Origin of the sequence: Streptomyces sp. cg36 (genome assembly GCF_041080675.1) — a bacterium.
In the GTDB taxonomy this organism is placed as follows: Bacteria; Actinomycetota; Actinomycetes; order Streptomycetales; family Streptomycetaceae; genus Streptomyces.
In genome coordinates, this window is record NZ_CP163520.1 from 4611917 (window position 1) to 4626631 (window position 14715).

Sequence of the window (14715 nt, forward strand, 5' to 3'; positions counted from 1 at the left end):
ACCCATATCGACCTACGGTGGCCGGGTGACCGAGCCACCCGCAGCCAGGCCCTCCGTCGCGCTGCGCGCGACCGCCGCAGGAACCGCCGTCTCCCTTCTGCTGATCCTCGCCATCGTCTTCGGCAGCCGCAGACTGAAGGACTTCGACTCCGCCCTCCTGCCGTACGCGTGCGCCACCGTCTTCCTCGCCTTCGGCGTCGCCTACCGCTACACCGTGTGGATCTCCTCCCCGGGCGCCCGCCGCCTCTTCAAGCAGGGCTGGCGCAGCCTCTTCTCCGCCGCCGCCTTCCGGCGGGCCCCCACCGCCCTGCCGAAGATGGCCGCCACCTACCTCGGTTTCCAGAAGTTCCTCGGCGCCCGCTCGCACGCCCGCTGGGCCGCCCACCAGCTGATCTTCTGGGGCTGTCTGCTGGCCGCCGCGATCACGTTCCCGCTGACCTGGGGCTGGTTCACGTTCACCTCCTCGACCGGGTCCGGACCTGGCTACGAGATGCGCGTCTGGGGCTTCAAGGTCCTCGGCTTCAACGCGCTGAACGTCGTCGGCTGGCTGATGTTCCACGGCCTGGACATCGCCGCCGTCCTGGTCATCCCCGGCGCCTCGTACTTCCTGTGGCGCCGGATGAAGGACCGCGGCGCGATCACCGGCCAGCGCTTCGCCTACGACCTGGTGCCGCTGATCCTGCTGATCGTCATCTCCGTGACCGGCCTCCTCCTCACCTTCTCGTCGATCTTCCTGCACGGCGGGGGCTACGCGTTCCTGGCGGTCCTGCACATGGTGTCGGTGGTGGTGACCCTCATCTACATCCCGTTCGGGAAGTTCTTCCACATCGTCCAGCGCCCCGCCGCCGTCGGGATGCAGCTGTTCAAGTACAACGCCCGCCAGGACGAGCAGGTCTTCGCCTGCCGCCGCTGCTCGGAGCCCATCGACACGGCCCCCTACGTCGAGAACCTGCGCGGAACCATGCGCGACCTGGAGCTCGGCTTCGACGCCTGGGCCGAGTACTGCCCGCGCTGCAAGCGGGTGCTGCGCGGCACCGCGTACCTCAGCCACGTCAAGAAGGGCTACAAGTGAACCGGCTCCCCCTGGATCCGTCCCTCGCCCCGCCCGGCACTCGCAACTTCCGGGACGCGGGGGGCATCCCGGCCGACCGCTGGCACGCCGACCAGAACGGCGAGACCCTCGTCCCCACCCACTGCTGCTTCTGCGGAGTCCAGTGCGGGATGTATCTCCGCGTCGACCGGGGCGGCAAGGTCTTCGGCGTCGAGCCGCGCAACCACGACATCAACCGCATGCGGCTGTGCCCCAAGGGCATCAACGCCTACCAGCAGGTCAACCACCCCGACCGGCTGACCGCGCCACTGCTGCGCCGCTCCCGCGACGAGCCGTTCCGGGAGGTCTCCTGGGAGGAGGCCCTGGACCACACGGCCGCCGAGGTCCGCCGCATCCAGGCCGCCCACGGCAACGACTCCTTCGGGCTGCTCGGCGGGGCCAGCCTGTTCTCCGAGAAGACGTATCTGGTCGGCAAGTTCGCCCGGGTCGCGCTCCGGACGCGGCACGTCGACTACAACGGCCGGCTGTGCATGGTCTCCGCGGCGGGTGCCAACAAGCTCGCCTTCGGCATCGACCGGGCCGCCAACCCCTTCTCCGACATCCTCCTCACCGACTGCCTGCTCATCGCCGGGTCCAACGTCGGGGAGTGCTTCCCCGTCATGACCCAGTACGTGTGGGGCGCCCGGGACCGCGGGGCCACCCTGATCGTGGTCGACCCGCGCGAGACGGCGATCGCCCGCACCGCCGACATCCATGTGGCCCTCAAGCCCGGCACCGACTCGGCGTTCTTCAACTCCGTCCTCCACGTGATCATCAAGGAGGAGCTGGACGACGAGGCGTTCGTCGGCGCCCGCGCCACGGGCTGGGAGGAGGTCCGCGAGAAGGCCGCCGAGTATCCCCCCGAGCGGGCCGCCGAGATCTGCGGGATCCCGGCCGCCCAGATCGTGGAGGTCGCCCGCACCTTCGGCCGCGCCCCCAAGGCCATGGCCTGGCACGCCCGGGGCATCGAGCACCACTCGCAGGGCGTCGAGAACTGCCTCACGGTGATCAACCTCTGCGTCGCCACCGGCAACCTCGGCAAGCCCGGCGCCGGGTACGGCACCATCACCGGCCAGGGCAACGGCCAGGGCGGCCGTGAGCACGGCCAGAAGTCCGACCTGCTGCCGGGCGGGCGCTCCATCAGCAACCCCGAACACCGCCGCCAGATCTGCGAGATCTGGGGCATCGAGGAGTCCGAACTCCCGCCCGCCGGAACCTCGATGATGGAAATGGTCCATCAGATGCGCCGCCAGGAGATCCGCGGCCTCATCGGCATCTGCAACAACCCCTTCGTCTCCCTCCCGAACTACGCGACCGTCAAGGACGGCTACGACAGCCTCGAATTCCACGCCCAATTCGACTTCTTCCTCTCCGAGACCGCGGCCAACGCGCATGTGGTCTTCCCCGTCACCACCTGGGCCGAGGACGAGGGCGTGATGGCCAACGCCGAGGCCCGGGTGGTCAAGCACAACAAGGCCCAGGAGCCACCCGCCGGAGTGCGCACCGACACCTGGGTCATCTGCCAGCTCGCCCAACGCCTGGGCGCCGGGGCCAAGTTCGCCTTCCCCGGCTCGCGCGAGGTCTTCGACGAACTGCGCGCCGCCTCCGCCGGAACGGTCAACGACTACTTCGGCATCACCTACGAGCGGCTGGAGGAGACCGGCGGCATCGTCTGGCCCTGCCCCACCACGGACCATCCGGGCACCCCGCGCCTCTTCGAGGACGGCCGCACCTGGCACCCCGACGGCAAGATCCATATGCAGGTCGTCGAATGGCACCCGCCCATGGACCCGTACGACGACGAGCACCCCCTCTCCCTCACCACCGGCCGCACCGTGGCCCACTTCCTCTCCGGCAACCAGACCCGCAGGCTCGGCGCCCTGGTCGAGCAGACCCCGCGCCCCTGGGTCGAGGTCCACCCCTCGCACGGCTTCCGCAACGGCGACCCGGTCCGCGTCGTCACCCGGCGCGGCAGCGAGGTCTTCCCCGCCCTGGTCACCGAGGCGATCCGCCCCGACACCGTCTTCATCCCGTACCACTGGCCGGTGCCCACCGCGGCCAACGCGCTCACCATCGACGCCCTCGACCCCCGGTCGAAGATCCCCGAGTACAAGGTCTGCGCCTGCCGCATCGAACCCGGAGACCGGATCGACGAGGTCCCGGCGCCCCCGACCGCGCCCGGCCATGTGGCCTACCCGGATGCCCAGGTCTCCCGCACCGACCCGCTGCCGCCCACGTCCCCCCAGGGGCGCGGCACCGCCGAGAGGGGCTGACGCCCGCCATGATGGGCAGAACGATCTTCATCGACCCGGGCCGGTGCATCGGCTGCCAGGCATGCGTCTCGGCCTGCCGCGAGTGCGACTCGCACCGGGGCAAATCCATGATCCATCTCGACTACCCCGACGAGGGGCACTCGGTCGCCTCCCTTCCCACGGTCTGCATGCACTGCGAGGACCCGGTGGCCCCCTGCGCCGAGGTGTGTCCCGCCGACGCGATCCTGGTCACCGCCGACGGGGTGGTGCAGCAGGCCGACACCACCCGCTGCATCGGCTGCGCCAACTGCGTCAACGCCTGCCCCTTCGGCGTACCGAAGATCGACCTCCAGGCGAAGCTGCAGATGAAGTGCAACCTCTGCTACGACCGCACCGCCTACGGGCTCGCCCCCATGTGCGCCACGGTCTGCCCCACCGGGGCGCTCTTCTACGGCACCCTCGACGAGCTCCGCGCGGAGCGCCCCGGGGTGCAGGTCGCCGACTCCTTCACGTTCGGCGATGTCGTCGTCTCCACCGGGGTGGCGATGGTCGTCCCCGCCGACAAGGTGCAGTGGCCGGTCCCCGGCGGCCTCCCGATCGTCGAGGTGAACGGAAAGGCCGTCCGATGAACACACCCGAACCGCCCCCGCCCGCGGAGGACGACCCGCAGGGCCGACCGGGCCCGGCGGATTCCGCCGGGCCTCCGGGATCTCCGGCGCCTTCGGGACCGCCGGCACCTTCGGGACCGGTGGGACCTGCGGGGGCTTCGGAGAGCCGTGCCGACCTGGCGGGGCGGCCCGGCGGCCCGGACGCCACCGGGCAGGGCGCCACGGCGGGAGCGGGCGGCGCGGCCGGAGCCGGTGGCGCGGGCGGTCCGGAAGGGGCCGGGAGCGCCGTGGGCACCGGCACGGCCGTGGCCGCGCCGCCCTGGCCCGACCCCGCGCGCGAAGCCCTGCACGACCGGGTCTCCGCCGACTCCCTGACCACCCGCCGCGACTATCTGCGGATCGTGACCACCGTCTCCGGTGGGCTCGCCATCGGCGGGGTGGCGGTCGCCGGAGGCGTGCTGCACCGGCACGGCGACCAGGCCGAGGCGCCCAAGGCCAAACGCGTCGCCGAGCGGCTCGCCCCCGGCCAGTCGATCGCCTTCCGCTTCCCCGGAGAGGACGACCGGGCGGTCGCCGTCCGCCTCAAGGACGGCACCCTCGTCGGCTACTCCGCCGTCTGTACGCACCTCGCCTGCGCGGTGCTGTGGCGCGAGGACCGGGGCAACGAGGGCGAGCTCTACTGCCCCTGCCACGAAGGCGTCTTCGACGCCCGCACCGGCGAGGTGACCGCCGGGCCGCCGCCCCGCCCGCTGCCGAAGGTGCTCCTCGTGGAGGAGATCGACGGCAGCGTCTGGGCCGTGGCCACCACCCGCTCCGGCGAGAGCGTCAAGGACGCCATGTGCCGGCAGTTCGGCGACCGCCGCCCGGACATGGCGGCCCGGATCGGCTGCCCCGGGGCCGGGCCCGCGACCGAGAGGAGTGAGCGGACATGAGCACCGGCACCGGCCCGGGTGGCGACGGCTCCGTCCCCTCCGGCCCCCCGTACACCCCCGGGAGCGTCCAGCCCCGGCTCAACCGCCCGGTCCACGAGCGGTATCCCCAGATCCGCGCCACCAGCGGCTACGGCGACCCCCGGATCCGGCACACCGGGCCCGGTCCGGGCGCGGGCACCGAGCAGGAGCCCGAGCGGTCCTCGAAGCTGACGGCCCGCCTCGCCCTGGCGATCACCGTGGTGGTGGGCCAGCTCTGGGGGCTCTCGGTGGTCGTCGACGAGTGGATGAAGGGCCACACCGGCACCGCGTGGTGGGGGACCGGGTTCCTGGGGCTTTCCTTCCTCGTGGTCCTCGGGCTGTGGCTGCTCGACCCGGAGGACCGCTGAGGGGGCGCGGTCGGGACGCGGGGCGCGGCCGGCCCCGCGCCCTCGCCGTACCCTTGTCCTATGAGTACCGCCCCCGCCTCCGGACCGCACGAGCCGAAGCCCGCGGCCGAGCCCCGGCCCCGGCCCAAGCTGGTCTTCGACGATCCGCTGGACCAGCAGTCGTCGGACGACACGGACCGCGGGTGGGGCGAGCGGGCACCGGCGGCCGGCAGCGCCGCCGATCTGGCGCGCTTCCTCGACGAGAAGCCGCCCCACCACATCTGAAGCCGCTGGACGAGGCGCCCTAGGGGGTGCTGTGTCCGGTGCCGCGCTGGGAGATCAGCGCGTCGCGGATCTCCTTCAGCACCTCCAGCTCGCTGATCTCCATGGTCTCCTGCACGCCTTCCTTCGCCTTGTCCTGCTGTGCGCGCTTGGCCAGGACCTTGGCCATCGGCAGGACCATCAGGAAGTAGACGACGGCCGCCGTGATGATGAAGCTCAGCACCGCGCTGAGGACCATGCCCCACATGATCGGGATGCCGGAGACGGCCTCGCCCGTCTTCTCGTCGAACTGGCAGGGGCCCTTCAGGCACGAGCTGTAGCTGTTCAGGTCCTTCGTCCCGAACGCGCCCACCAACGGGTTGATGACGCCCTTCACGACCGAGTTCACGATGGTGGTGAACGCGGCGCCGATGACCACCGCGATGGCCAGGTCGATCACATTGCCGCGCAACAGGAAGGCTTTGAAGCCCGCCATGACGCCGTCGCTCTTCTTCTCGTTGGTCACGAGGGAGCCTCTCTTCGCAGGTGCAGGGGGTGGAGCAAACCGTTCCGCAACCTACGTCAGCGCATGGCCGGACTGTCCAATCCGCGTACGCAAACAGGTGACTTGACAGGAAGTCAGTGCGATTCGCCGGGTGGTCCGCCTGGTTCAGCACCAGGTCACCACCAGCCGTGAGGTCGCGCCCGCGCCCGCGAGGGAGGCAGCGGTGGCGCGCGGGACGGAGAGGACGACCAGCGCCCCTTCGCCGCCGGACGGTCCGCGCGGCCGGGGAACGTCGGTGACCCGGGCCCCCGAGGCCACGATGCGGGCCGGATCCACCCGGCCCGAGGGCGCGGTGCCCGCCGCGATCACATCGACCCGGTCGCCGGGGCGCAGCAGCCGCACGGTCTCCGCGTCCGCGATCCGCACCGGCGCGGAAACCAGCTCGACGGCCGTGGGAGCGGGGCGGGGCGCCGCCGAACCGTGCGCGCCGGGGCCCGCGAGCCCGGCGGCGGCCGGGTCCGGGCGGTCCGAACCGTGTGCGCCCGAGACCGTGAGCGCGGCAGCCGCGACCGCCAGCCCGGCCGCGAGGGCACGCCGTCGGCGCCGCACGGCCCGGCGCAGCCGGTGCCGCCCGCCGCGCACCCGCAGCGGGGGGAACGCGGGGACGCCGAGGGGGGCCGGGGCGGGGGCGGAGGGCAGGGACGTGGGGGACATGACGGGTCACCACCGATCGTGCGGAGCGGGTGCTGCTCGGACGCTCCTCACGATCCCCGCCCGGCCAACTTCCCGCCGAGCCCTGTGGATTACTCCCCGCCTGTGGAAAACTCCGTCACCCTCGCACGGCCGGACGCCCGACGCCGGACGCCCGACGCCCGACCCCGAACGCCCGACGCCCGACCCCGGACCCCGGACGTCTCGCCCTCGCGCCGCCGGACCTTGTGCCCGCGCCGTCAGCCGCCTCGGCCCCGCACCGCCGGCCGCCCTGGGCCCGCACCCGAAGCCAGGACCGCCCCGGCCCCCGCCCCGGCCCCTCTGCCGCCGGGGCCCTACGGCAGCCGAATCCCCGTGTCCAGCCCGTCCAGCGCCCGCGCGCACAGGCAGTCGCGGTCGCCGGACGGGAGCGTGGCGACCGCGTCGAAGAGCACTGTGCGCAGCCGGTCCACGTTCTCCGCGAAGACCCGCAGCACCTCGTCGTGGGAGACGCCCTCGCCGGTCTCGGCGCCCGCGTCCAGGTCGGTGACCAGGGTCATCGTCGTGTAGCAGAGGCCCAGCTCGCGGGCGAGGACCGCCTCGGGGTGCCCGGTCATGCCGACCACCGACCAGCCCATCTGCGCGTGCCAGCGCGACTCCGCGCGCGTGGAGAACCTCGGGCCCTCGACGACGACCAGGGTGCCGCCGTCCACCGCGTCCCAGCCCTGGCCGCGTGCGGCCAGCAGCGCGGCCTTGCGGCCCTCGGGGCAGTACGGGTCGGCCAGTGCCACGTGCACCACGTTCGGGACCGTGCCGTCGGGCAGCGGGTGGCCGTCGTAGTACGTCTGGGTGCGCGACTTGGTCCGGTCGACCATCTGGTCCGGTACGAGCAGGGTGCCCGGCCCGTACTCGGGCCGCAGCCCGCCCACCGCGCACGGGCCCAGCACCTGGCGCACGCCCACCGACCGCAGCGCCCACAGGTTGGCCCGGTAGTTGATGCGGTGCGGCGGGAGGTGGTGGCCGCGGCCGTGCCGGGGCAGGAAGGCGACCCGGCGCCCGGCGATCTCGCCCAGGAACAAGGAGTCGCTGGGGCTGCCGTACGGGGTGTCGACCTGGATTTCGGTCACGTCCTCCAGGAAGGAGTAGAAGCCCGAGCCGCCGATGACGCCGATCTCTGCGTTAGCCATGCCGAGCACATTAGCCGGGTCGCGCGACGGCCAGAACGGGTGTGCGGACATGCCGAGGACCCCGCCGTCGCGGACGGCGGGGTCCTCGGGTGGTTCCCGGGTCGAGCGGCCGGGTCAGGCGGCCGACGACGAGGACGACGAGCTCGTGGAGCCCGACGACGAGGAAGTCGTCGAGGCGGCGGGCTTCGAGTCCGAGCCGGACGACGTCGACGGCTTGGCGGCCGAGGACGACGCGGGCGTGCTGCTGGACGAGGCGCCGCGGCTGTCGTTGCGGTAGAAGCCGGAGCCCTTGAAGACGATGCCGACGGCCGAGAAGACCTTCTTGAGGCGTCCGTCGCAGTTGGGGCAGACGGTCAGGGCGTCGTCGGTGAACTTCTGCACCGCCTCGAGGCCCTCGCCGCACTCGGTGCACTGGTACTGGTAGGTCGGCACTTGTCTTCCTCCTGGCACTCTCACTCGATGAGTGCTAACGACGGTCCATAGTGACGTATTCCGCTGGATCAGTCCACCGTCACGGGAACTCGGTGACCGACGCCACTACGCGCGACGGTGCGTCCCGGGGAGCTCGGAGCCAGTCGGGAGCGCAGGGCGACCAGGGTGATCAGGGCCAGCGCGGTGCCCGCCATGGGCACCAGGAAGCCCGCGGTGGAGCCGTGGGCGTCGGCCAGCCGGCCCGCCACGGTGACCGCTCCGGCCTGGCCCAGCGCCACGGCGCCGGTCAGCCAGGTGAACGCCTCGGTCCGGGCGGAGGCCGGGACCAGGGACTCGACCAGGGTGTAGCCGGTGATCAGGGCCGGGGCGATGCAGAGGCCGACGATCAGGCCCAGGCCGCCGAGGAGCACCGCGGAGTGCATCGCCCACAGGCCGGAGGCCGCCAGGGTCAGCCCGGTGTAGCCGGCGATCAGCCGGGTCCGGGGGGCCGACTTCCAGGCGATGGCGCCGCACGCGATGCCCGCGAGCATGTTGCCCGCGGCGAAGATCCCGTACAGCAGGCCGTTGGCGCCCGGGTTGCCGATCTCCTCGGCGAAGGCGGTCAGCGAGACCTGCATGCCGCCGAAGACGGCGCCGATGCCGAGGAAGGACACGGCGAGGACCCGTACGCCGGGGATGGAGAGCGCGGAGACCTGGTCCACGCGCGCGTGGCCGTCGGCACGGCTGGGCTCGGGCTGGGTGCGGTGCTGGGCGGCGAAGAGCAGACCGCCGACCAGGGTCAGCGCGGCCTCGGTGATCAGACCGGCGGCCGGGTGGATGCCGGTGCACAGCGCGGTGGCCAGCACCGGGCCGATGACGAAGGTGAACTCGTCGGTCACCGACTCGAAGGCGGCGGCCGTCGGCATCAGGGGCGAGCCGTCGAGCTTGGCGGCCCAGCGGGCCCGGACCATCGGGCCGACCTGCGGCACCGAGGCGCCGGTGGGGACGGCGGCCAGGAACAGCGCCCACAGCGGGGCGCCGGCCAGGGCCAGCGCGATCAGCACGGAGCCGGAGGCGGAGTGCACGAGGACGCCGGGCAGCAGGACGGCGCGCTGGCCGAAGCGGTCGGCGAGCTTGCCGCTCTGCGGCGCGAACAGCGCCATGGAGACACCGGTGACGGCGGCCACGGCGCCCGCGCTGCCGTACGAGCCGGTGGTGTGCTGGACGAGGAGCACGATGCTGATGGTGAGCATCGCGAAGGGCTGCCGGGCGGCGAAGCCGGGCAGGAGGAACGAGAGTGCGCCGGGAGTGCGCAGGAGCTGCCCGTAGCCCGGGCGACGCTCGGAAGCGACCGTGGATGCCACGGCCCTTGCCTTTCTGCCGCCTGGTAGCGCGCCCCTGGTACGGGTGAGTACGGGCGTTGCCGAGAGCTGTCCTCTTGCGCGGAACTGCGGTAGATGCCGGGGCTCACTGCGAGAGCCTCCGACCGCCATACGGTCGCGCCAGCTCTGCGTCAGGCAGAGTTGGTCGATCAGTGGTGTGCCTTCATGGTACAGGGGGAATCGGCGTGACGCCTGTGAAAGCGGACGGATGGCCGAGATCACACCTCTGATTAACCGGATCTTCTTCCGGGCGTCCCCTGATTCGATGGACGCGGGACGCCGGTCTCACCCCGTGCGGGCCACCGCGGCGGCCCGCACTCACGGATTGCCTCCACGGACCGCCCCCGACGGGACGCCCCGCCGGGGAGACGCGGACCGCCCCCAGGGGTCTCCCGCCGGGAAGACCCGGCGGGAGACCCCGAACTGCACCTGCGGCGACAGGCCCTAGCGGGACGAGCGCGGGGCCGTTTCCCCGCCGGTGCCCAGCCAGCCCGCCAGCTTGCCGCCCTGGCCGACCGCGCGCAACCGGGCCTCGGCCGCGTCCCGGACCGGGTCGGTGGCCACCACGAGCAGCTCGTCGCCGCGTCGCAGCACGGTCGTGGGGCCCGGCACGAAGCTCGCCCCGTCCCGGACGACCAGGGTCACCGCGGCGCCGGGCGGCAGCCGCAGCTCGTGCACCTCGACGCCGTGCATGCGCGACTCGGCCGGGATGGCCACCGACAGCAGATGGCCGCGCAGCCGCTCCAGGGGGGCGGACTCGATCCCCAGGTCCGAGGCGGTCTCGGTGTCGGAGATCTCCAGCTTGCGGGCCAGCCAGGGCAGCGTGGGGCCCTGGATGAGGGTGTAGACGACCACCAGCACGAAGACGATGTTGAAGACCCGCTCGCTGCCGTCGATCCCGGAGACCATCGGGATCGTGGCCAGGATGATCGGGACGGCGCCGCGCAGCCCCGCCCAGGACATCAGGGCCTTCTCCTGCCAGGGCATCTTGAACGGCGCCAGGCTGACCAGCACCTCCAGCGGCCGGGCGACCATCGTCAGGACCAGGCCGATGATCACGGCGGGCCAGAAGTCGCTGGGCAGCTCGTGCGGGGTGACCAGCAGGCCGAGCAGGACGAACATGCCGATCTGGGCGATCCAGCCCAGCCCGTCGGCGAAGCCCCGGGTGGCGGGCCAGTGCGGCAGCTTGGAGTTGCCGAGGACCATCGAGGCCAGGTAGACGGCGAGGAAGCCGGAGCCGTGGGCCATGGCGCCCGCGGCGTACGCGGCCACCGCGATGGCCATCACGGCGATCGGGTAGAGGCCGGACGCGGGCAGCGCCACGTGCCGCAGGCCCCAGGAGCCCAGCCAGCCGACCGCGAGCCCGATCCCGGCGCCGATGGCCAGTTCGAGGGCGATCTTTCCGGCCAGGACGTACCAGGAGTCCACCGGACCCGGTGTGGAGAAGGCGACGACCAGGATGACCACGGGCGCGTCGTTGAAGCCGGACTCGGCCTCCAGGACGCCGGTGATCCGGGACGGCAGCGGGACCTTGCGCAGGACGGAGAAGACGGCCGCGGCGTCCGTGGAGGACACGACCGCGCCGATGATCAGTGACTGCCGCCATTCGAGCCCGACCAGGTAGTGCGCACCGGCCGCGGTGACCCCCACGCTCACCGCGACGCCGACGACCGAGAGCACGATCGCGGACGGCAGGACCGGGCGGATCTCCTTCCACTTGGTCCCCAGGCCGCCCTCGGCCAGGATCACCACCAGGGCGGCGTAGCCGATGACCTGGGTCATCTCGGCGTTGTCGAACTGGACGTCGAAGATCCCGTCCTGCCCTATCGCTATCCCTATGCCGAGATACAGGAGCAGGCTGGGGAGCCCGCTGCGCGAGGAGACGCGCACCGCCGCGACGGCGATGAGCAGCACGAGCGAGCAGATGAGCAGGAGCTCGTTGAGATGGTGGACAGTCAGTGGCCGATCCTTCCCCTCACGCGCCGTCAGGCGCCCTCACATACCGGTGCCGCAACGTTCCTTCGGACACCAGTACTTCGTTACCTTACCTAATCTTTGACGAGTTCTTTACGCAAGAACGTGTCCGTAGGACGAGCTGACGCTCATAAAAGACACCGCGTCCGGGGCTGTCAGCCGCTGCGCCTATGGTTGCTCCAGCACCTAGGACCACCCTGCCCCTCGAAGGACAGCGATGCCCTCCAACACAACCGCCCCTTCCGCCAAGACGAAGGTCAGAAGGAAGGGACGCCGCGCCCGCCTGCTGCTGATCGTCCTGGTGCTGGCGCTCGTCGCGGGTGTCGGTTACGGCTCGTACTGGACCGTCAGTACGGTGCGCGCCTCCTTCCCGCAGACCACGGGGACGATCGAGCTCAACGGCCTGGCCGGCCCGGTGGAGGTCAAGCGCGACGGCTACGGGGTACCGCAGATCTACGCGGACAGCGACACCGACCTCTTCATGGCCCAGGGCTTCGTCCAGGCCCAGGACCGTTTCTGGGAGATGGACGTCCGCCGCCACATCACCTCCGGCCGGCTGTCGGAGATGTTCGGCAAGGACCAGGTCGAGAGCGACGCCTTCCTGCGTACCCTCGGCTGGCGCCGGGTCGCGCAGCAGGAGTACGACACCAAGCTGTCACCGCAGACGAAGAAGTACCTCCAGGCGTACTCCGCCGGTGTCAACGCGTATCTGAAGGGCAAGGGCCCCAAGGACATCTCCGTCGAGTACGCGGCGCTGGACTTCGTCCACGACTACAAGGTCGAGAAGTGGACGCCGGTCGACTCGGTGGCCTGGCTCAAGGCCATGGCCTGGGACCTGCGCGGCAACATGCAGGACGAGATCGACCGCTCCCTGATGACGAGCAGGCTCACGCCCAAGCAGATCAAGGACCTGTACCCGGCGTACCCGACGGCGACCCACCGGCCGATCGTCGACGAGGGCTCGGTGAACAAGATCACCGGCAAGTACGACCAGAACCGCGAGCCGGGTACCGGCAACGGCACGGGTACGGGCAACGGCACGGGCAATGGCACGGGCAACGGCAACGGCGGCACGGGCGCCCCGGTCCAGGGCGGCACCTCCGGCGGCGCCCAGACGCAGCTGGCCCGCCTCTCGGCCAGCCTCGACAAGATCCCGGCGCTGCTCGGGCCCAACGGCAGCGGCATCGGCTCCAACTCCTGGGTCGTCTCCGGCAAGTACACGACGACCGGGATGCCGCTGCTGGCCAACGACCCGCACCTGGCACCGATGATGCCCTCGCTCTGGTACCAGATGGGCCTGCACTGCCGGACCGTCTCGGCCAAGTGCGGCTACGACGTGGCGGGCTACACGTTCTCCGGCATGCCGGGCGTGGTCATCGGCCACAACCAGGACGTCTCCTGGGGGTTCACCAACCTCGGCGCCGACGTGACCGACCTCTACCTGGAGAAGATCTCCGGCGACAGCTACACCGAGGACGGCAAGCAGAAGCCGCTCCTCACGCGCGAGGAGGTCATCAAGGTCGCGGGCGGCAAGAGCAAGACGATCACCGTGCGCGAGACCGACAACGGCCCGCTGGTCTCCGACCGCAACAACGAGCTGGAGAAGGTCGGCCAGAAGGCCCCCGTGGCCACCTCCGCGCCCGACCGGGGCGAGGGGTACGCGGTGTCCCTGCGCTGGACCGCGCTGGAGCCGGGCAAGTCCATGGACGCCGTCTTCGAGCTCGACCGCGCCAAGGACTTCAAGACCTTCCGGGCCGCCGCCAAGGACTTCGAGGTCCCCTCGCAGAACCTGATCTACGCGGACACCAAGGGCAACATCGGCTACCAGGCGCCGGGCCGCATCCCGGTCCGGGTCGGCGGGTACGACGGCACCACGCCCGCCCCGGGCTGGGACTCGCGGTACAGGTGGAAGAAGTACATCCCGTTCGAGCAGCTGCCGTACGAGCTCAATCCCAAGCGCGGCTACATCGTCACCGCCAACCAGGCCGTGGTCGACGAGAAGAAGTACCCGTACCTCCTGACGAAGGACTGGGGCTACGGCACCCGCAGCCAGCGGATCAACGACCTCATCGAGTCGAAGACCAAGGACGGCGGGAAGATCTCCACCGAGGACATGCAGAAGATGCAGATGGACAACAGCAGCGAGATCGCCGCGCTGCTGACGCCCGCCCTGCTGAAGATCGACGTGTCCGACCCGGCCGTGCGGGAGGCGCAGAAGCTCCTGGAGGGCTGGGACTACACCCAGGAGCCGGACTCCGGTGCCGCCGCCTACTTCAACGCGGTCTGGCGCAACGTCCTCAAGCTGGCCTTCGGCAACAAGCTCCCCAAGGAGCTCCGGGTCAAGGGCGAGTGCCTGAACGTGCGCCCGCCGGACAGCTCCGGCCCGGTCGACGACCTCAACGGGCTGGTGCGCGAGTGCGGCCAGCGCGACACGGACTCGGCGCAGCCCGACGGCGGCGACCGCTGGTTCGAGGTGGTCCGCCGGATCTTCAACGACCAGAAGAACGCCTGGTGGCAGACGCCGCGCAGCCGTCTGGACCCGGCCACCACCACCCGGGACCAGCTGCTGGCGCGCGCCATGAAGGACGCCCGCTGGGAGCTGACGGCCAAGCTCGGCAAGGACGTCACCAGCTGGAGCTGGGGCCGGCTGCACCAGCTGACGCTGCGCAACCAGACGCTCGGCATCGACGGTCCGGACATCCTCAAGTACCTGCTCAACCGCGGCCCGTGGAACCTGGGCGGCGGCGAGGCGGCGGTCAACGCGACGGGCTGGAACGCCGGAGGCGGTGACTACGGGGTGACCTGGGTGCCGTCGATGCGGATGGTGGTGAACCTGAAGGACTTCGACAAGTCGAAGTGGATCAACCTCACCGGCGCCTCGGGCCACGCCTACAGCGCGCACTACTCGGACCAGACCGGCAAGTGGGCCAGGGGCGAGCTGCTGGACTGGCAGTTCGGGGCGAACGCGGTCGACACGGCGACGGTCGACAAGCTCACCCTCAAGCCGGCGGCGGCCGGACAGTGAGGCGCGCGGGCCGAGGGTCCGTCCCGAGGGACG

The 14715-nt window shown here is 71.4% G+C and carries 13 protein-coding genes; 7 read left to right on the plus strand and 6 right to left on the minus strand.

Features of this window, described 5'->3' with window-relative positions; all coding sequences use genetic code 11:
• The first annotated feature begins 25 nt into the window (after positions 1-25).
• The 6 genes from AB5J87_RS20550 to AB5J87_RS20575 all read left to right on the plus strand — a co-directional run bounded on the left by AB5J87_RS20550 (position 26) and on the right by AB5J87_RS20575 (position 5532).
• A complete protein-coding gene (locus AB5J87_RS20550) occupies positions 26-1072 on the plus strand; it encodes an MFS transporter (RefSeq protein ID WP_369378355.1) in 1047 nt (348 codons plus the stop codon).
• The gene (locus tag AB5J87_RS20555; protein WP_369378356.1) at positions 1069-3363 is read left to right on the plus strand and encodes a molybdopterin oxidoreductase family protein; all 2295 of its coding nucleotides are present in this window, start codon (positions 1069-1071) and stop codon (positions 3361-3363) included. Before AB5J87_RS20550 ends, AB5J87_RS20555 begins: the two co-directional genes overlap by 4 nt.
• An 8-nt stretch (positions 3364-3371) precedes the next feature.
• A complete protein-coding gene (locus tag AB5J87_RS20560; protein ID WP_369378357.1) occupies positions 3372-3971 on the plus strand; it encodes a 4Fe-4S dicluster domain-containing protein in 600 nt (199 codons plus the stop codon).
• A 266-nt stretch (positions 3972-4237) separates the two neighbouring features.
• A complete protein-coding gene (locus AB5J87_RS20565; RefSeq protein ID WP_369383599.1) occupies positions 4238-4882 on the plus strand; it encodes a ubiquinol-cytochrome c reductase iron-sulfur subunit in 645 nt (214 codons plus the stop codon).
• Complete coding sequence (locus tag AB5J87_RS20570; RefSeq protein WP_369378358.1) at positions 4879-5268, plus strand: hypothetical protein; 390 nt, start codon at positions 4879-4881, stop codon at positions 5266-5268. Before AB5J87_RS20565 ends, AB5J87_RS20570 begins: the two co-directional genes overlap by 4 nt.
• A 60-nt stretch (positions 5269-5328) precedes the next feature.
• Positions 5329-5532: a hypothetical protein gene (locus AB5J87_RS20575; RefSeq protein WP_369378359.1), complete on the plus strand. Its 204-nt coding sequence runs from the start codon at positions 5329-5331 to the stop codon at positions 5530-5532.
• A 19-nt stretch (positions 5533-5551) separates the two neighbouring features.
• Here the strand turns inward: AB5J87_RS20575 and mscL are convergent, their stop codons facing one another.
• The 6 genes from mscL to AB5J87_RS20605 all read right to left on the minus strand — a co-directional run bounded on the left by mscL (position 5552) and on the right by AB5J87_RS20605 (position 11672).
• Positions 5552-6004 carry a large conductance mechanosensitive channel protein MscL gene (mscL, locus tag AB5J87_RS20580; protein ID WP_369383600.1) on the minus strand — a complete coding sequence of 151 codons (453 nt, stop codon included), beginning with the start codon at positions 6002-6004 and terminating at the stop codon, positions 5552-5554.
• Positions 6005-6178: 174 nt separating this feature from the next.
• Entirely contained in the window at positions 6179-6727 is a 549-nt protein-coding gene (locus AB5J87_RS20585; protein WP_369378360.1) for a hypothetical protein, read from the minus strand.
• Positions 6728-7059: 332 nt separating this feature from the next.
• Positions 7060-7890, minus strand: a complete 831-nt coding sequence (locus AB5J87_RS20590; RefSeq protein WP_369378361.1) for an S-methyl-5'-thioadenosine phosphorylase — start codon at positions 7888-7890, stop codon at positions 7060-7062.
• A 114-nt stretch (positions 7891-8004) separates the two neighbouring features.
• Positions 8005-8322, minus strand: coding sequence for an FmdB family zinc ribbon protein (locus AB5J87_RS20595; RefSeq protein ID WP_369378362.1), 318 nt, complete (start codon positions 8320-8322; stop codon positions 8005-8007).
• Between the two features lie 68 nt (positions 8323-8390).
• Positions 8391-9665: an MFS transporter gene (locus tag AB5J87_RS20600; RefSeq protein WP_369378363.1), complete on the minus strand. Its 1275-nt coding sequence runs from the start codon at positions 9663-9665 to the stop codon at positions 8391-8393.
• 462 nt (positions 9666-10127) lie between these two features.
• Positions 10128-11672, minus strand: a complete 1545-nt coding sequence (locus tag AB5J87_RS20605) for a potassium/proton antiporter (protein WP_369383601.1) — start codon at positions 11670-11672, stop codon at positions 10128-10130.
• 202 nt (positions 11673-11874) lie between these two features.
• On the opposite strand from AB5J87_RS20605, the gene AB5J87_RS20610 reads away from it, so the two are divergent.
• Entirely contained in the window at positions 11875-14682 is a 2808-nt protein-coding gene (locus tag AB5J87_RS20610) for a penicillin acylase family protein (RefSeq protein WP_369378364.1), read from the plus strand.
• The last annotated feature ends 33 nt before the right edge of the window (positions 14683-14715 follow it).